The organism is Sphingomonas sp., assembly GCF_050725575.1.
Taxonomy (GTDB): Bacteria; Pseudomonadota; Alphaproteobacteria; order Sphingomonadales; family Sphingomonadaceae; genus Sphingomonas.
Window position 1 is genome coordinate 78,551 of record NZ_JBOHHW010000002.1, and the last position, 16,162, is coordinate 94,712.

Annotated in this window: 17 protein-coding genes and 1 tRNA gene; 8 read left to right on the forward strand and 10 right to left on the reverse strand. The window is 66.6% G+C overall.

What is annotated here, in order from left to right:
• Window positions 1-90: 90 nt before the first annotated feature.
• Window positions 91-1,821, reverse strand: coding sequence for an AcrB/AcrD/AcrF family protein (locus ACRECS_RS01555; protein WP_431581404.1), 1,731 nt, complete (start codon window positions 1,819-1,821; stop codon window positions 91-93).
• Between the two features lie 160 nt (window positions 1,822-1,981).
• Here ACRECS_RS01555 and ACRECS_RS01560 point away from each other — a divergent pair, with 160 nt between their 5' ends.
• Together ACRECS_RS01560 and ACRECS_RS01565 are read left to right on the forward strand one after the other, a co-directional pair.
• Complete coding sequence (locus tag ACRECS_RS01560; protein WP_431581405.1) at window positions 1,982-2,398, forward strand: GtrA family protein; 417 nt, start codon at window positions 1,982-1,984, stop codon at window positions 2,396-2,398.
• Window positions 2,391-3,122, forward strand: a complete 732-nt coding sequence (locus tag ACRECS_RS01565; protein WP_431581193.1) for a class I SAM-dependent methyltransferase — start codon at window positions 2,391-2,393, stop codon at window positions 3,120-3,122. Before ACRECS_RS01560 ends, ACRECS_RS01565 begins: the two co-directional genes overlap by 8 nt.
• 154 nt (window positions 3,123-3,276) lie before the next feature.
• Here ACRECS_RS01565 and ACRECS_RS01570 read toward each other — a convergent pair whose 3' ends face one another.
• Both ACRECS_RS01570 and rpoZ read right to left on the reverse strand, forming a co-directional pair.
• Entirely contained in the window at window positions 3,277-4,356 is a 1,080-nt protein-coding gene (locus ACRECS_RS01570) for a glycosyltransferase family 2 protein (protein ID WP_431581194.1), read from the reverse strand.
• Window positions 4,357-4,523: 167 nt separating this feature from the next.
• The gene (gene rpoZ / locus ACRECS_RS01575) at window positions 4,524-4,868 is read right to left on the reverse strand and encodes a DNA-directed RNA polymerase subunit omega (RefSeq protein WP_431581195.1); all 345 of its coding nucleotides are present in this window, start codon (window positions 4,866-4,868) and stop codon (window positions 4,524-4,526) included.
• Window positions 4,869-5,014: 146 nt separating this feature from the next.
• Between rpoZ and ACRECS_RS01580 the strand changes: the two genes are divergently transcribed.
• Window positions 5,015-6,190: a phospholipase D-like domain-containing protein gene (locus ACRECS_RS01580; protein WP_431581196.1), complete on the forward strand. Its 1,176-nt coding sequence runs from the start codon at window positions 5,015-5,017 to the stop codon at window positions 6,188-6,190.
• Between the two features lie 33 nt (window positions 6,191-6,223).
• Here the strand turns inward: ACRECS_RS01580 and msrB are convergent, their stop codons facing one another.
• From msrB to ACRECS_RS01610, 6 genes are all read right to left on the reverse strand, one after another.
• Window positions 6,224-6,625: a peptide-methionine (R)-S-oxide reductase MsrB gene (gene msrB, locus ACRECS_RS01585; RefSeq protein ID WP_431581197.1), complete on the reverse strand. Its 402-nt coding sequence runs from the start codon at window positions 6,623-6,625 to the stop codon at window positions 6,224-6,226.
• A 4-nt stretch (window positions 6,626-6,629) separates the two neighbouring features.
• On the reverse strand, window positions 6,630-7,757 hold the full coding sequence (locus ACRECS_RS01590) for an NAD(P)/FAD-dependent oxidoreductase (protein WP_431581198.1): 1,128 nt from the start codon (window positions 7,755-7,757) through the stop codon (window positions 6,630-6,632).
• Window positions 7,736-8,434 (reverse strand): methyltransferase domain-containing protein, encoded by a 699-nt coding sequence (locus tag ACRECS_RS01595; RefSeq protein WP_431581199.1) that lies wholly within the window; start codon window positions 8,432-8,434, stop codon window positions 7,736-7,738. Before ACRECS_RS01595 ends, ACRECS_RS01590 begins: the two co-directional genes overlap by 22 nt.
• Window positions 8,431-9,510 carry a type III polyketide synthase gene (locus ACRECS_RS01600; RefSeq protein WP_431581200.1) on the reverse strand — a complete coding sequence of 360 codons (1,080 nt, stop codon included), beginning with the start codon at window positions 9,508-9,510 and terminating at the stop codon, window positions 8,431-8,433. Before ACRECS_RS01600 ends, ACRECS_RS01595 begins: the two co-directional genes overlap by 4 nt.
• 89 nt (window positions 9,511-9,599) lie before the next feature.
• Entirely contained in the window at window positions 9,600-10,586 is a 987-nt protein-coding gene (locus ACRECS_RS01605; RefSeq protein ID WP_431581201.1) for a ThuA domain-containing protein, read from the reverse strand.
• 137 nt (window positions 10,587-10,723) lie between these two features.
• Window positions 10,724-10,810 (reverse strand) — tRNA-Leu (locus ACRECS_RS01610).
• Between the two features lie 151 nt (window positions 10,811-10,961).
• On the opposite strand from ACRECS_RS01610, the gene ACRECS_RS01615 reads away from it, so the two are divergent.
• On the forward strand, window positions 10,962-12,347 hold the full coding sequence (locus tag ACRECS_RS01615; protein WP_431581202.1) for an MATE family efflux transporter: 1,386 nt from the start codon (window positions 10,962-10,964) through the stop codon (window positions 12,345-12,347).
• On the opposite strand, the gene ACRECS_RS01620 is transcribed toward ACRECS_RS01615, so the two are convergent.
• Window positions 12,298-13,083, reverse strand: a complete 786-nt coding sequence (locus ACRECS_RS01620) for an MJ0042-type zinc finger domain-containing protein (protein WP_431581203.1) — start codon at window positions 13,081-13,083, stop codon at window positions 12,298-12,300. The two genes, ACRECS_RS01615 and ACRECS_RS01620, sit on opposite strands and share 50 nt — an antisense overlap.
• Window positions 13,084-13,247: 164 nt before the next feature.
• Between ACRECS_RS01620 and ftsE the strand changes: the two genes are divergently transcribed.
• From ftsE to ACRECS_RS01640, 4 genes are read left to right on the forward strand one after another with little or no spacing between them, the layout of a single operon-like run.
• Window positions 13,248-13,955, forward strand: coding sequence for a cell division ATP-binding protein FtsE (gene ftsE, locus ACRECS_RS01625; protein ID WP_431581204.1), 708 nt, complete (start codon window positions 13,248-13,250; stop codon window positions 13,953-13,955).
• Window positions 13,952-14,845 carry a cell division protein FtsX gene (locus ACRECS_RS01630; RefSeq protein WP_431581205.1) on the forward strand — a complete coding sequence of 298 codons (894 nt, stop codon included), beginning with the start codon at window positions 13,952-13,954 and terminating at the stop codon, window positions 14,843-14,845. Before ftsE ends, ACRECS_RS01630 begins: the two co-directional genes overlap by 4 nt.
• Complete coding sequence (locus ACRECS_RS01635; protein WP_431581206.1) at window positions 14,842-15,378, forward strand: YdcF family protein; 537 nt, start codon at window positions 14,842-14,844, stop codon at window positions 15,376-15,378. Before ACRECS_RS01630 ends, ACRECS_RS01635 begins: the two co-directional genes overlap by 4 nt.
• Window positions 15,375-16,073 carry a lysophospholipid acyltransferase family protein gene (locus tag ACRECS_RS01640; RefSeq protein WP_431581207.1) on the forward strand — a complete coding sequence of 233 codons (699 nt, stop codon included), beginning with the start codon at window positions 15,375-15,377 and terminating at the stop codon, window positions 16,071-16,073. Before ACRECS_RS01635 ends, ACRECS_RS01640 begins: the two co-directional genes overlap by 4 nt.
• The last annotated feature ends 89 nt before the right edge of the window (window positions 16,074-16,162 follow it).

The window sequence follows — 16,162 nt, forward strand, 5'->3', positions numbered from 1 at the left end:
TCAGCTGCTTAATAGAGGCCGAGCGTTACCGATCATCGAGAAAGAAAGCCGGCCTTTCGACCGGCTCAGAGGAATCCCCATGCCCGCCGCTTATTTGATCCGGTACAGCCGGAAGGGCGATTTGGCCTGGAGCGGCAGCGGTTCGAGCCATGCCGGCACCTTGCGATTGGCCAGCTGGTCGTAGAACCCGCCCGGGTTGCGTGCGCGGTACACCGTCGATTCCGCCATGTTCGGACAGACCAGCAGCAAGGTCGCGCCATGCCGTTTCGCGATCGCGCGGAAATTCTCCGGCGAGCGCGAAAAGGCGTGCTGCACGTCGAGGATCGCATCGCCATTGCGATGATAGGGCCCGGCCACCGCATTGTGATGCGTTGTCGCGATCAGCCGCGGCCCGAGATCGACAAAGGTGAAGATGGTCTGCGCCGGATAGCGGTCGAGCCCCTTCATCGCCGGAACCGTCATGCACAGGCCGGTCGAGCGGTTGACCACATTAGTGCGCGGACTGGGCCGGTCGATCGGCAGATATTTGATCGCGAAGCCGGCGAACATGCCCGACACCGCCATGAAGCCGATCACCGTGCCGAACACGCGCACCAGCATCCGGTCATGACCCAGGGTCCAGCCAAGGATGATCCAGGCCAAAGCAACCGCGCCGGGCACCGCCAGGAGCTGCGCGGCAGGGCCGGCACGCGCCTGCCACAACAGCATGAGGCCGGCAAAGGTCGAGAACATCAGCACCGGCACCCAGCCATTGATGCTGATGTCGTTCCGCGCGCGCCAGGTCGCGAACGCCGCGCCGAGAATGCCGATCACCGGCAGGGTGACGATCGGAAAGGCCATGCGGAATGGGTGCTTGTAGATCGGCCGCGCCTCACGGACATTGTCGAGCCAGGTGCGGGCGAGTTCGGGCGACACTTGCTCGGGGCGCCCCAGGCATTGCGGGAACAGCAGCGCGAAGCCGGTCGCGATCACCGCGCCCGCCACCACGGCCAGCGAAAGCCGGGCCCAGCGCTGTTCCGGGTTCAGGCGCGCGAGCAGGAACAACAGGCCGCCGCCGACCACCATCACGCTCAGCCAGACCGGGGTCAGCGCATCGCAGCGCATCACCTGGTTGGCGTTCGACGCGAACAGCACGAATCCGATCCCGCACCCGCCGGCGAGCGTCAGGCCATAGACGCTGAGCCGCGCCGCCTCGCTCCGGTCCCACACCCAACGCAGCGCAATGATCGCGCCGGCCATCGCGGCGTAGGGCAGGAGTTCGAGCCCGATATTGAGCGACACCGCGCTCGTCACCCCGACAATCGCGCCGCCGCGCGCCTTTTTGGGGTCGGCCAGGCCAGCGACGGTGAGGCTGAGCATGGCGAGCTGCCAGCCATGATGGTCGATGCGATCGGGCATGAACATCAGCATCGTGGCGGTGCAGCCAAGCAGGAAGACGATCGCCAGCGGCCAGGCCACCGGGCTGACCAGCCGCCGCGCGGTCGCGGCCAGCCCGATCATCGCCAGGCTGAGCGGCAGCAACGGCGCAATGCCGCACGCCAGCCGTTCCGCCTCCGGCACGCCGACGAACGGGCGCAGGATCAGGATCAGCCCGGCGATCGGCAAGTCGACGATCCGACTCCAATGGATATCGAAACCGCCCGGCGGATTGAGCCGGTACTGGCGCAGATCATACCAGCCCTGCCCGTCGAGCAGCGCGCGCACCTGCATCAGCCGCATATTGTCGTCAGTGTCGCCGAGCGACAGCCACTGGATCGAATTCCAGCGGTCGAACACGAAATAGGCGAGGATCACGATCCAGGCGATCAGGGTCAGCCGCATCCAGTTGCGGTCGATTTCGTCGCGCAGTTCGATGCTGGATTTGGATATGTCGCTCAAAATGCTTCCCTCGCCTTGACTCGCGCTCTACTGCGGCGCGCGTAAAGGGCAAGGTGGCGTGACGGCGATTATCAGACGTTTCGAGATGTGGCGTTCGAGTGGCATGCTCGGTCAGCTGATCCGCTTCGGCATTGCCGGGGGGATTTCGACCGTGATCTATTCGGCGGTCTATCTGCCGCTCGCGACCTGGGTCTTCCCGCGCGGCGACGCGGTGTATGCCGTGCCGTTCGCCTTTGCCGTGGCGGTAACGGCGGGATTCTTCCTGCATAGTGCGTGGAGCTTCAAGGGGCACGGCACGCGCGACACGAGCGGGCGCCAGCACCTGAAGTTCCTCGTGGTGCAGGGCTTCGGTCTCGCGCTCAACGCCCTGTTCACCTGGGTGCTGACCGGCCCGCTGCATCAGGTCGCCTGGGTGCCGCTGATCCCGGTCGTGCTGATCACCCCGCTCGCGACCTTTGCGCTCAACCGGCAATGGGTGTTCGGGGGCGATTCGGCTGAGATGGTCAAGAAGCATGGATAGAATCGTCTACGACCGCATGGCGGCGCATGATTCGACGCATTGGTGGTACCGCGCGCGGCGCGATATCCTGGCGGACTATCTGACCCGCGAGGGCAATCTGCCCGCCGGGGCGCGCATCCTGGAGATTGGTTGCGGCACCGGACATAATCTGCCGATGCTGGCGAGCTTCGGCAGCGTCGATGCGATCGAGATCGATCCCGCCGCGCGCGATATCGCGAGCCTCCGGCTCGGGCGCGAGGTCAGCGCCGCGCCGCTGCCGATCCTGCCCGGGGTCGAACGCGGCGCATACGACCTGATCGCGGTGCTCGATGTCGTCGAGCATATCGAGGACGATGTCGCGGCGCTGCAGGCGATGGCGACCTGCCTGAAGCCGGGCGGCAAGATCCTGATCACGGTCCCGGCGCATCAATGGCTGTGGAGCGCGCATGACGTGGTGAACCATCACCACCGCCGCTATTCCAAGGGCACGCTGATCGCGGCGATCCGCAAGGCCGGGCTCGAACCGCGCAAGCTCGGCTATTTCAACTCGCTGCTTTTCCCGCTCGCGGCCGCCGCGCGGCTGCTCGGGAGGGTGACCGGACGCGACGACAGCGACGATTCGCCGCCGCCCAAGCCGGTCAATTCACTGTTCGAGGCGATCTTCCGGCTGGAACGACATCTGGTCGGGCGCGTGCCGATGACGCCCGGCGTATCGATCATCACGCTGGCGGCACCAAGGGCTTAGGTCACCGACTCATAAGACGCATCCAGATTTTGGCTGAAGCGAGTTTGACGAGAGACGCTCGGCGGCGGCGTGCTGCTCGCCGATCGGCTCGATCACCGACCACTCGAAATCCGTCAACGTAGCGAGGCTGGTACCACGCGTCAGCGCAGCCGGATCAAACCTTGGCCCGGGGTTTCCGCGTGCGGGGCTTGGCCGGAGCACCACCCGCCACATTGGGCGATATCAGCGCCTCGACCGGCCCCGGCGGCAGCGTCACGACACGCGCTTCGGCACGATAGCCAAGCGTCGCTGTGCCCTGCACCGGTCCGGCAATATCCGACACGAGATAGAGTGGGCGGCGTTTCGATTCGACATAGAGCCGGCCGAGATATTCGCCGATCATGCCGAGCACGAACATCTGCACTGCGCCGAGCAGCACCACCACCAGCATGGTCGAGGTCCAGCCCTGCACGGCGCTGCCCGAAATGAAGCCGACCGCGATATAGACGAACAACAAGAGCGACAGGCCGGTCAGCGCCAGGCCGACATGGCTGGCAAAGCGCAGCGGCGCGGTCGAGAAGCCGGTCACCGCATCGAAAGCGAGCCGCACCATCTTGCCGAACGGATAATTGGTCTCCCCGGCATGGCGTTCGGCGCGGTCGTAGAGGAACGGCACCTGACGGAAGCCGATCCAGGCGACCATGCCGCGGATGAAGCGCGCCTGTTCCGGCAGGCTGAGGAACGCATCGAGCGCGCGCCGGCTCATCAGGCGGAAATCGCCGGTGTCGAGCGGGATCGGCGTATCGGTCAGCCGGTCGAGCATGCGGTAGAACAAAGCCGCGGTGAGCTTTTTGAAGATCGTCTCGCCTTCGCGCTTGCGACGCACGGCATAGACCACATCGGCATCCTCGGCGATCATCGTCGCGCGCATGTCGACCAGCAACTCGGGCGGATCCTGCAGATCGGCATCGATGATCAGGATCTGCGCGCCGGCGCACAGATCGAGTCCGGCGGTCAGTGCGAGCTGATGCCCATGATTGCGCGACAGGTTGATCGCAACGACATGCGGATCGGCAGCGGCGAGGCGCTGCATCGCCGGCCAGCTGGCGTCACGCGAGCCGTCATTGATGAAGACAAGCTCGTAATCCTCGCCCACCGCTGCCTGTGCCGCAGCCGAAACGCGCGCATGGAGCAGGTCGAGGCAGGCCTCTTCATTGTAGCAGGGGATGACGACGGACAGGGCAGGACGGTTCATCCCGCCTCCTGTAACGGCTTCGCGCGCGTCCGTCATCGGCTTTGCGCCGAGGGGCGTCATCGGCTTTGCGCCGGAGCATCCCCAACGGAAAAAAGGGAGCCAAACGCAAAAAGGCCCGGGATTCGCATCCCGGGCCCTTTGCTTATTGGACAACGGACTGCGGAGGCTCAGCCCTCGTAATCAGCGCCCAGATTCTGGTTGCGCGGCGGCGCAGCAGCGGTGAGGCGCAGCGCCTCGGCCGATGCGGCGATGCTGCCGACGGCATCGGCCTCGTCCTCGTCATCGACCTGGACGCGCTGCAGGCCCGCAATCACCGCTTCTTCGAGATGCGGCGGCTTGACGGTTTCCTCGGCGATCTCGCGCAGCGCGACGACCGGGTTCTTGTCGCGATCGCGATCGATCGTGAGGTCGGCACCACCCGAAATCTGACGCGCACGCTGTGCGGCGAACAGGACCAGGTCGAACCGGTTGGAAATCTTGTCGACGCAATCTTCGACAGTGACGCGCGCCATGAACGGCTTTCCTTCGCTTTACGACGATAAGGTGAAGCGCCGCGATCTAAGGTGCCATCGGTCCAGAGTCAAGGAATCCGGGAGTCGTCCCGGAGTTGGGGAATCCGGCTTGCCCCTGGCGCAATCGGTCGCCATCACTTGAGGCGATGATCGACCCGCCCGAACAGCCGTGCTTCACCGTCGAGGGCAACCGGCTGACAATGCTCGATACCGGGCCGCGGCGGATCGAGGCGCTGATCGCCCTGATCGACGGCGCACAGCATAGTTTGCGGGTGCTCTATTATATCTATGTCGATGACGCCGCGGGTGCGCGGGTGCGCGGCGCGTTGATCGCGGCGGCGGCGCGTGGCGTGGCGGTGTCGCTGATCGTCGACGGGCTGGGCAGCGAACATGCCGCGCAACGCCATTTCTTCGAGCCGCTCGATGCCGCCGGCGTCACGGTATGCCGCTTCGTGCCGCGCTGGGGGCGGCGCTACCTGCTGCGCAACCATCAGAAGCTCGCGCTCGCCGATGCCGCGACCCCGCAGGCGCGCGTCATCATCGGCGGGTTCAACATCCAGGACAGTTATTTCGGCACCCCGGCCGAACAGGCCTGGCGCGACCTGGGGCTGCTGGTCGAGGGGCCTGCGGCGACGCGCCTGGCCGGCTATTTCGACGCGCTGTCGGCCTGGGCGAAGCAGCCCAAGGCGTCGATGCGCCGGTTGCGCCGTATGCTTACGGTATGGAGCGAACCGCACGGCACGGCGCGCTGGTTGCTGGGCGGACCGACGCGGCGCTTGTCGCCCTGGGCGCGGACCGTGCGGGACGATATGCGTAGCGCATCGCGGTTCGACCTGATCGCGGGCTATTTCGCTCCCAACCCGGCCATGCTCACCCGGCTCGACCGGGTCGGCAAGCGCGGGCGGGTGCGTATCGTGCTGCCGTCCAAGAATGATCATGGCGCATCGATCTGGGCGTCGCGCTTCACTTATGCCGGGTTGTTGCGCAAGCGTGTGCAGATCTACGAGTATCTGACCACCAAGCTCCACACCAAGCTGTTCGTGATCGATGACGTCACTTATGTCGGATCGGCCAATTTCGACATTCGCAGCATGTTCCTGAACCTGGAAATCATGCTGCGGATCGACGATGCCGCCTTCGCCGCGCACGCCCGCGCTTATGTCGATGGCGAGATCGCCGAATCCGAAGCGATCACGGCCGAACTGTACAAGGCCCGCACCACGCCCTGGCTGCGGATCAAGCAGGCCGCTGCCTATTTCGTGATGGCGGTGCTCGATTATAACGTGACGCGGCGGCTCAATTTCGGCCGGGATGGGCGTTAGGTCGGCAAGACCGGCAGCGGCGCTATTGTACCGTCAGCCGTCGCTGCGCGCGCGAAAATCCAGGCTCAGCGAGTTGATGCAATAGCGTAAGCCAGTTGGCGGCGGACCGTCGGGAAAGACATGGCCGAGATGGCCGTCGCATTTGGCACAGCGCGCCTCGATCCGCGTCATGCCATGACTGTCATCGCCATGTTCGGTGACATGCTCCGCGGCGATCGGCCGGGTGAAACTCGGCCAGCCCGACCCCGAATCATATTTGTCCGCACTGTCGAACAGCGGCGTGGCGCAGCCGGCGCAGCGATATACGCCGTCCGCCTTGTTGTGATTATAGCGGCCCGAAAAGGCCGGCTCGGTCCCGGCTTCGCGCAGGACATGATAGTGTTCGGCCGACAATTTCTTGCGCCACTCGCCTTCGGACAGGGTCAGATGATCCATCGGGTCAACCTTTGGCTGCAGTGAAACGCGTGTCGGCGCGAGCATGGCCGATCCGGGTGAGTCGGGCGACGACATCGATCATAATTGGTGCGATGCGGGCGATCGGCAAGACCGCTCGCGCGATGCGTGGCGATTCGGCTCCATCCCGGATCAATCCGGCCAGCCCGATCGGCCGGGCGAGATCGCGCGCGAGCCGGGTCTGGAACGCCGTCGCGGCATCGCTGCCGCCCGCTGCATAAGCCGTGGCGGCGCGAATGCCGCTGGCGATGGCGATACCTATGCCCTCGCCGGCGAGTGACGGTATGACGCCAGCCTGGTCGCCGAGCCGGAACAACCCCGTCTCACCCTGCCGGGCGCGCCAGCCATAAGGCACATTGGCGACCGCATCGACCGCCCCCGTCGCGCGCCAGGCAAGCCGCTCGCCCAGCGCGGGCAGTTCTCGTCCCAGCGCCTCGAGCAGCCGTTCGGGATCGCCGGCCTCGGCCAGGCGCGAGCGGTGGACCGCCATGCACAGATTGGCGGTACCGTCTTCCTGCAGCACGACCCCGGCATAGCCGCGGTCGAACAGGTGCAGCTCGATCGCATCGCCGATCATCCGCTCGACTGCCGGCGCGGGGCCCAGCCGGACCCGCAGACCGAGCGTGGGATCGACGCCGCGCGCGGAGTCGGGTCGGGCGAGGCCGCGGACATCATGCTTGCCACTGGCCAGGAACAGCGCCTCAGCGGCGATTTCGGCGCCGTCGCCAAGTCGCGCCGCGCGACTTTCGATCGCCTTTACCGTCACACCGCGCTCGATTGCCGCCCCGGCCGCCTCGGCCCGGGCGAGGAGCAGCGTGTCGAGACGATGCCGCGACACGGCGTGCGCGGGTCGCGGTAACGACGCTTCGACCATTTTGTCGCCCGCGAGGAGGCGCACCCGCGTGACCCGCGCGGGCCCAAGCGCCTGCGGATCCACGCCGAGACTGGCCAGCGACTCAAGCGTCCGCCAGCTGAGAAACCCGCCACACAGCACATCGCCCGTCTCGCGGTTCCGCTCGATCAGCAGATGCGGCAGCCCGGCACGCGCGAGGATGATCGCGGCGCTTGCCCCGGCGGGCCCGCCGCCGACGATCAGCGCAGGCGTTCGACGCATAGCCGGAAAGGAAAGACGCGTGCGACCCGCGCATCGACGATGCCGGCCTCGGCCAGGATCGGCGACCATTCGTCCGGCCGATACGACCGCGCGATCGACAATTGCCCGTCATGCCGCACGATCGGGTGCCAGCGCGCGAGAGTGGCAAGGATCGGGAACCCCCAATGCGCAAAGCCGTGGCGATGCAGGTCGTTGACCTGCCAGCCCCGCACGGCCTTTGCTTCCATGAAGCGCAGGAACGCGACCAGCTGGTCATGCGTCATATGATGCGCGACCAGGCTGCTGATCACGAAGTCCCAGCCGCCGCGGTCGGCGCCGTCATGATCGGCATAATCACCGGTGATATAGGTGATGCCCAGATCGGCCGGCGTATGCGCGGTCGCGGCCAGCTCGCTGCGCGGGTTGAGATCGACGCCGACCAGCTCAGCCTCCAGCCCGCGCCGCTTCGCCCAACGCGCAATGCGGCGAAGCATGTCGCCATCGCCGAAACCGACATCGAGCAGGCGGAACCGCGTCATACCCCTTGTGCCGCGCGCCAGGAAATCGAGCGTCGGCCGCGCCGCCATCGTCACGACATTGACCCGGGCGAGATCGCCGACGACATCGGCATAGGTAGCGGCGTCGAGATCCTCGGCGTCCATCAGCTCCTCCGCCTGGGCACGGACCGCGAGGCTCATACAGCACTCCTGAACCCGAAGCCCTCGGCGGCAAGGCCGGGGCCGAAGGCCAGCGCAACGCCGTCCGCGACTCTTGGTCCGTCCAGCAGCCGCGCGAGCACGAACATCAATGTCGCCGAGGACATGTTGCCATTGTCGGCCAGCACGCCGCGCGAGGCCGCCAACGATTCGGCCGGCAGATGCAATGCCCCTTCCACCGCATCGAGGATCGACCGCCCCCCGGCGTGAACCGCCCAGCCATCAATCCCGACCGGGTCGCGCCCGCCGGTCGTCGCCTGGGCAAAAACGGGATCGGCGAGCGCGGCGGCAATTCGCGCCGGGACTTCGCCCGACAAATGCATCGCGAAGCCGCGATCGGTAATGTCCCAGCGAATCAGGCCTTCCGAATCGGGCAAGGTCGTGGCGAACGGCTCGCCCAGCACGAACCCGCCGGGTTCGGCGGTGACCAAAGCGGCCGCGGCTCCGTCGCCGAACTGGAGCATCGCCAGCAAGGGTTCGATCTCGGCGACATCCTGCAAATGCAGCGTCGAGAGCTCGACGCACAGCACCAGCACGCGCGCGGCGGGGTCGGAGCGGACGATGTGCCGCGCGGTGCGCAGCGCAGCGACGGCGGCATAGCAGCCCATAAAGCCGATCAGCAGCCGCTCGACCGAAGGCGACAAGCCGATCTGCCTCGCGACGATCTGATCGATGCCCGGCGCGACGAACCCGGTGCAGCTGGCGACGACGAAATGGGTGATGTCGCCAGGGACGATCCGGTCACCCAATGCCTCAATCGCCGCGATGCCCAGCGCGGGCGCCGCCTCGGCATAGATCCCCATACGGGCCGTGGTGCCGGGGAGGATGGCATCGGCGTAAAAGCCCTGCGGATCGACCGGCGAGCCGCCGCTGCCGGTCGGCGGCAGGATCGACCAGCGATGGCTGATCGCCGAGCGCGCCGCCATCCGGTCGAACAGCTTCGCGACGCGCGGATCGGTCAGCCGCTCGCGCGCCCAGGCGATGAAAGCGTGATGGATATCATGCTCCGGAACAGCGGTTCCGATCGCATTGAGATAGACGGGAACAGGTAAGGACAAGGGCGGGGGCGGCTTTCAGCAGCGCGGCCGGACGCCGTGCATGAGTTGCATAACGCTACTGTACGCCCCGCGTTCAATGGCGGCAATCTCTAGCGGGCCCGGATCGGATGTGGCCGAGGTTCGGCCTTGCCCAGTCCGAGCGCCCATTTGATACCCTCGAGATACAAGGTGCGCACGCGCGGATCGTCCCAGCTCGCATCGGTATGCCCGAGATCGGAATAGAAGACGCGGCCCTTGCCATAGGATTTGATCCAGGCGAGCGGGAAGTCCCGGTCAGTGCGATGAACCTTCGGGTTGGTCAGATCGAGGCTGTTCGGGTCAAGCCGCGCCAGGACGTCGACCTTGGCACGCGAATAGGGCGTCGCGCGCATCTGATAATGTTCGTCGCGCACCGTCATGCCGGTGCGGAACGCCTTCATCGCCGGAAAGTCCGGGCGCTCGACGATGATCTTCGCATCGGTCACGCCCCAGGGATGATTGTCGAAATACCCGCCGATCATCTCGCCATAATCGGGCCAGCCATAGGCCGTTGCGGTCGCGGTATGCACGCCGATGAAGCCCTTGCCGTCCTTCGCGACGAAATCGAGCAGGTCGCGTTTCTGGTCGCTGGTGAGGTTGGTTTCACCATTGGTGTAGAACAGGACGGCGTCATAATAATCGAGATTATTGCCACGCGACGCCTTGCTGCCGCCTTTGGCATAATCGCCCTTGCCCCACACTTCGCCTTTGGTGACCAGATCGGTGTCGGTGCGGATGAACGTCACATAGGCGCCCGACACGCGGCCGATCTGTTCGATCGTCGAGGCGGCATGCGACAGTGCGCCATGCGCGGTCTGATTACCGGTCGAAATGTCGGCAATGACGAGCAATCGCTTGCGGTCGGCATAGACATCGTCCCGGCCCGGCGTTGGTCCCGCCCGCGACGCTGCCTGAGCAGACGGGGCCTGAGCAGACGGGGCCTGAGCAGACGGGGCCTGAGCAGAGATGGTTTGGGCAAGCGGCGTTTGAGCCAGCGCGGCGACGCCAAGGATTCCGGCAAGGAGCAGCGACAGGCCGAAACGGACGCGATTGATCATGGCGCGACTCCCGAGCGAGCAATGATCGGGAGATATCGCCCCACCGCGACGAAAGCGACCGGCACCGACGCACCGGGGCGGGGAGAAGTTCGGCCTATTCCGAAACTTCCCCATTTGTCATGGTTCTAAAGAGAGTGTGGTGCGGCCGAGAAGACTCGAACTTCCACGGGCTTTCGCCCACAACGACCTCAACGTTGCGCGTCTACCAGTTCCGCCACGGCCGCACGTGAAACACCACCGGACACGCCCGGCAGCTGGTAGGGGAGCGCCCCTAGCAAGCAGTTCGACAGATAGCAACCGGGGAACGCATCACCAGCGGCGCATCCGGAGCTTACGCCCTTCCCCCGGCATCCCGCACGCTATAGCAGGGCCGCCATGTCGACGGCCGCGCCCTTCTCCATTTCGGCCGAAACGCGGCGCATCCTCGCGCTCGCCTGGCCGGTCGCGCTGACCAGCCTGAACTGGACGATCCTGCATCTGACCGATGTGATCGTGGTCGGCCTGGTCAGCACCGATCAGGTCGCGGCGCTGGGCGCGAGCCGGTCGCTGACCTTTGTGACGATCGTCACCGGCCTGGCCTGGCTGTCCGGTGTACTGGTGTTCGTGTCGCGCGCCGACGGGGCGGGCGACCTGAAACGCACCGGGGGCGTGCTGCGCGAAGGCCTGGCGCTCGCGCTGCTGCTCGGATCGGTCAGCGCGCTGCTGCTCAGCCTGTTCGCCGCACCGATGCTCGCCGGCATGGGCGTTGCCGACGCGCTGGTCGGCCCCGCCGCGCGCGTCGTGCAGATCATGGCGCTGTCCTATCCGTTCCAGATGGTGATCGTCGCGGCGAGTTTCTTCCTCGAAGGGGTCAGCCGCCCGCGCCGGGTGATGACCATCAACCTGCTGATGCTGCCGTTCAATGCTGTGCTCGCCTGGGCGATGTCGGGCGGACATCTCGGATTTCCGGTGATGGGCGCGGTGGGCGCCGCGACCGCGACGGCGATCGCGTCGGCCTTTGGCGCGGTCGGGATGATCGGTGCGGTCTGGACGTTGCCGCGCGCCGTCGCCCGGGGCGTGCACGACTTTTCACGGGCGGCGTGGCGCGATGTACCGGCGGGTGCTGCGCGGCTCGCACTGTTCGGGGTGGTGCCGGCGATCGCGTCGGGGCTTGAGCTGGCCGGCTTTTCGATCCTGATCGCGCTGTCGACTCAGCTTGGCGACGTCACCACCCACGCATTCCAGATCGTCTTCTCGATCCACAACGTCACGTTCGGTGTCGCGCTCGGGCTGGGATCGGCGGCCGGGGTTCGGGCGGGCAATGCGGTGGGTGAGGGCGATGCGGCGCAGGCGATTCCGCGCACCCTGATTGCCGCGACCGTCGCGGCGCTGGCGACCGCGCTGCTCGCGGTGATCCTGGTGGTGGCGCGCGCGCCGCTGGTGGCGGCATTTCCGGCGGTGGCCGGCGTTCATACGCTCGCCTTGGCGATGCTGCCGGTGTGGGCGCCGTTCATCCTGTTCGACGGCGTGCAGGTGGTGTTCGTCTATGCGCTGCGTTCACTCGGCGATCAGGTGGTCGCCGGGGCCAACAGCATCATCGCCTTCTTCCTGGTGACCGGCGGTGCGGGCTGGTGGATGCTCCATCACGGCGTCGGACCGATGGGGCTGGTCTATGCCTCGGGACTGGGCATGGTCGCTGCGACCCTGCTCCACGGCGCGCGCTTCTGGATGATCAGCGCGGCGCTTCGTCGGCGAAGCTCAGCGCCAGCTTCTTCGAATTGACCGGCACATCGAGCTTTGCGCTGTTGAACTCGACCGTGCCGCGCGGCGGCAGTGTCGTCGCCTCGGGCCGGATCGTCCAGCTATAGACCAGTCGCCCCTGTGCATCGCGCAGTTCCGCACGGATATCGGGGACTGATTGGCGCGCGTCGGTCGGATTGACCACCTTGCCGCTGACCGCGAACAACTGGCTGCCGCTGAGCAGATCGCGGCGGTCGAGCTTGTTGGCGACCAGAGTGAGCGGCGTTTCCACCGGGGTCAGCGCAAAGCCGAGCCGCGAGGCAATGCCCGGTGCGTCGGAATAGAGCAGGACACCAACCCCGGCCAGCATGGCGACCCCGGCGGCGATCGCCACCATCGTCCATTGCCGCGCCGGATTGCGCCGCGGGCGAAACGGCGCGCGGTGCGCAAAGGCGTCATAATCATCGTCGTCATCGGACGCATAGGCCGGTTCGACCCGCGACGGCGACGGCGACGGCGACGGCGGGGGCGGGGGCGGGGGCGGGGGCGGGGGTGGGGAGGGCGGCGACACGGGCTCCGCAACGGGCGGTGCGGCGGCAGGTGGAGCGGCGGAGCGCGGAGCCGCAGGCGCTTCGGCCCGTTCCACCAGATCGAGCACGACCCCGGGCTGGAACCAGCTATGCTTGCAGCTCGCACAGCGCACGGTGCGCCCATCCGCTCCGATTGCCGAGTCGGGGACGAGGTATCGGGTACGGCACTGGGTGCATTCGAGGATCATGATTGGACGCTTTACGGCCGCCGGGTGGTGACCCAAAACTAAACACCCGATGGCCGCGTGTGGCAAGTCCCGCGCCCAATTGCCCCGGCGTGCTTGATGCCGCGGGTGCGAACGTGCGATGGCAGGGCGGGGCTGATCTAAGAGCGAGTGGGCGTGCGCCGGTAATGGCCAATATCGTGCAGTTCGAAAATGTGGGGCTGCGCTACGGCACGGGCCAGGAGACGCTGTCCGACGTCAGTTTCACGCTGGCGAGCGGTTCATTCTATTTTCTGACCGGCGCATCGGGTGCAGGCAAGACGTCATTGCTCAAGCTGCTCTATCTCGCACAGCGCCCGACCCGCGGCATGATCCGGCTGTTCGGGGAGGATGCGGTGACGCTGCCGCGCAAGCGGCTGCCTGGCTTCCGACGCCGTATCGGCGTGGTGTTCCAGGATTTCCGGCTGCTCTCGCATTTGTCGGCCTATGACAATATCGCGCTCCCCTTGCGCGTCTCGGGTGTGTCGGAAAGCGATGTCGAGGCGCCGGTCCGCGAGATGCTCGCCTGGGTCGGCTTGTCGGACCGGATCGCGGCCAAGCCGCGCACTTTGTCTGGCGGCGAGCAGCAGCGCGTCGCCATCGCCCGCGCCGTGATCGGCCGGCCCGAGATCCTCGTCGCCGACGAACCGACCGGCAATGTCGATCCCGACATGGCCGAACGGCTGCTCCATCTGTTCGATTCGCTCAACCGGCTCGGCACCACCGTGGTGGTGGCGACGCATGACTTCCATCTGCTCGGGCGTATCCCCGGCGCGCATATGATGCGGCTCGACAATGGACGACTGCTCGACCCGACCGGCTCGCTGCGCTTCCCGCCGCCAGACGACGAGACATGAGTATCAACCTCATTCCCTCCGCCGCCGATCGCCGCCTGCTCGACGAGAGCCGCCGCACCCGCGCGATGGGCTGGATCATGGCAATCATGCTGTTCCTGACTGTGCTGGCCGGCGCATTGGGGCTGGGCACGCGGTCGGCCGCCAACCTGCTCGACCGCCAGCTGGCCGGGCGGCTGACGGTGCAGATCGTCGAGCCGGTCGAACGCACGCGCGATACGCAGGCGGCCGCCACGGTCGCGGTGCTGCGCGGCCTGCCCGACGTGTCAAAGGCGACCCTGGTCGACCGGGCCGAACTGGCGTCATTGCTGCGTCCCTGGCTGGGCGCGGACGGTGCCGATCCCGATTTGCCGATCCCAGCGATGATCGATGTCGATCTCGGCGCCGGCAGCGATGCGGCGGTTGCGCGCGTTACCGCGGCGGTGCAGGCGGTGGCCCCCGCCGCGCGGGTTGATCGCCATGAGACATGGATGTCGCCGGTGAGCAACTTCATGACCATGGTCACCGCTCTGGCCACGGCGCTGGTCCTGCTGATGGCGGCGGCGACCGCAGCGGTGGTGATCCTCGCCGCGCGCGCCGGACTGGAGACGCATCGCGACACGATCCAGGTGCTGCACATGCTGGGATCGACCGATGTCCAGGTCGCGCGGCTGTTTCAGCGCCGCATCGCGCTCGATACGCTGCTCGGCGGCATCCTCGGCACGATGCTGGCATGTGGCCTGATCGGCCTGATCGGGTTGCAGCTCGGCACGCTTGGCTCCGACCTGCTCAGCGGCCTGACGCTCGGCGTGCGCGACTGGCTGCTGCTCGCGCTTCTGCCCGTCGCCTTTGCCCTGCTCGCGACCTTCGCCGCGCGCATCGCGGTGCTGGGCGTGCTGAGGAAGATCCTGTGATCTGGCGCACCTTGCTCGTCGCCATCATCCTGTGGCTGCTTGGCTTCGCGCTGTTCATGCTCGCACTGCCCAAGCCGCTTGATGACGTCCATACCGACGCGATCGTCGTACCGACCGGCGGCGCGGGGCGGATCGACCGCGGCCTGGCGCTGATGAAGCGGAAGGCGGCCCAGCGCATGCTGGTCACCGGTGTCGCGCCGGAGGTACGGCCGGTTGAGCTTGCGGCACAGTATAAGAGCTCGTCCAGGCTGTTCGCCTGTTGCGTCGACCTGGGCCATGAGGCGGTCGATACCAGATCCAATGCCGAAGAAACCGCTCGCTGGGTGCGCGAGCATCATTACAAGTCGGTACGGCTGGTGACGTCGGACTGGCACGTCGCGCGCGCGCAGATGGAGCTGGTCAATGCGCTGGACGATGATGTGACGGTGGTCGGCGACGGCGTGCCGAGCAAGCCGCGCTACGCCCTGCTCGTCGCCGAATATAACAAGCTGCTGCTCCGCCGGGTCGCCCTCTGGATCGGGATCGGCCGATGAACGCGCTGCGTACGCTGCTCTTCCAGCTGGTCTTCTACACAATATCGGTACCGATCGTCCTGGCCACGCCGATCACAGCGCTGTTCGGGCGCAAGGCGATCATCGCCAACACGCATCTCTGGACCAAATTCCACCACTGGGCGTCGCGCACCATCCTGGGCATCAACCAGCAGGTCGAAGGCACGCAGTTCGGTGCGGGCCCGGTGATCTACGCCGCCAAGCACCAGGCGATGTACGAGACGCTCGAGCTCGGCCGGATGCTCAGGACGCCGGCGATCGTGATGAAGCAGGAACTGGCGAGCATTCCGGTGTGGGGCTGGGCGGCGCGACGCTATGGCGTCATCGTCGTCGACCGCGAGGCATCGGCCGGCGCGCTGCGGCGAATGCTGCGCGAGGCGAAGGTCGCGCTCGCGGAAGGACGGTCGATCCTGATCTTTCCCGAAGGCACGCGCGTTCCGCCGGGCGAGCAGCCGCCGCTGCGCGCCGGCTTTGCCGGCCTGTACCAGATGTTGAAGATCCCGGTGGTGCCGATCGCAATCGATTCCGGGAAGGTCTGGCCGAGACATGGCCCGAAGCTGCCCGGGACAGTGACGTTCCGCTTCGGCGAGGTCATCCCGCCCGGCCTGCCCCGCGCCGAAGCCGAGGCACGGGTCCATGCCGCAATCAATTCGCTGGATGTACGCCAGCCTGATTAACGCCGCGCTGCGGTAATCCCGGGCGGCGAGTGCCGCAATGCTCAGGCAATTCTTGTCATCGACCATGGTTCGGCCGCCCGTCCGGCGGT

What these genes read in the sequence shown, in the direction of transcription:
- ACRECS_RS01555 (WP_431581404.1), bottom strand. Translation starts at nt 1,821, where the DNA reads ATGCGGCTGACCCTGATCGCCTGGATCGTGATCCTCGCCTATTTCGTG.
- ACRECS_RS01560 (WP_431581405.1), top strand. Translation starts at nt 1,982, where the DNA reads ATGCTCGGTCAGCTGATCCGCTTCGGCATTGCCGGGGGGATTTCGACC.
- ACRECS_RS01565 (WP_431581193.1), top strand. Translation starts at nt 2,391, where the DNA reads ATGGATAGAATCGTCTACGACCGCATGGCGGCGCATGATTCGACGCAT.
- ACRECS_RS01570 (WP_431581194.1), bottom strand. Translation starts at nt 4,356, where the DNA reads ATGAACCGTCCTGCCCTGTCCGTCGTCATCCCCTGCTACAATGAAGAG.
- rpoZ (WP_431581195.1), bottom strand. Translation starts at nt 4,868, where the DNA reads ATGGCGCGCGTCACTGTCGAAGATTGCGTCGACAAGATTTCCAACCGG.
- ACRECS_RS01580 (WP_431581196.1), top strand. Translation starts at nt 5,015, where the DNA reads ATGATCGACCCGCCCGAACAGCCGTGCTTCACCGTCGAGGGCAACCGG.
- msrB (WP_431581197.1), bottom strand. Translation starts at nt 6,625, where the DNA reads ATGGATCATCTGACCCTGTCCGAAGGCGAGTGGCGCAAGAAATTGTCG.
- ACRECS_RS01590 (WP_431581198.1), bottom strand. Translation starts at nt 7,757, where the DNA reads ATGCGTCGAACGCCTGCGCTGATCGTCGGCGGCGGGCCCGCCGGGGCA.
- ACRECS_RS01595 (WP_431581199.1), bottom strand. Translation starts at nt 8,434, where the DNA reads ATGAGCCTCGCGGTCCGTGCCCAGGCGGAGGAGCTGATGGACGCCGAG.
- ACRECS_RS01605 (WP_431581201.1), bottom strand. Translation starts at nt 10,586, where the DNA reads ATGATCAATCGCGTCCGTTTCGGCCTGTCGCTGCTCCTTGCCGGAATC.
- ACRECS_RS01615 (WP_431581202.1), top strand. Translation starts at nt 10,962, where the DNA reads ATGTCGACGGCCGCGCCCTTCTCCATTTCGGCCGAAACGCGGCGCATC.
- ACRECS_RS01620 (WP_431581203.1), bottom strand. Translation starts at nt 13,083, where the DNA reads ATGATCCTCGAATGCACCCAGTGCCGTACCCGATACCTCGTCCCCGAC.
- ftsE (WP_431581204.1), top strand. Translation starts at nt 13,248, where the DNA reads ATGGCCAATATCGTGCAGTTCGAAAATGTGGGGCTGCGCTACGGCACG.
- ACRECS_RS01630 (WP_431581205.1), top strand. Translation starts at nt 13,952, where the DNA reads ATGAGTATCAACCTCATTCCCTCCGCCGCCGATCGCCGCCTGCTCGAC.
- ACRECS_RS01640 (WP_431581207.1), top strand. Translation starts at nt 15,375, where the DNA reads ATGAACGCGCTGCGTACGCTGCTCTTCCAGCTGGTCTTCTACACAATA.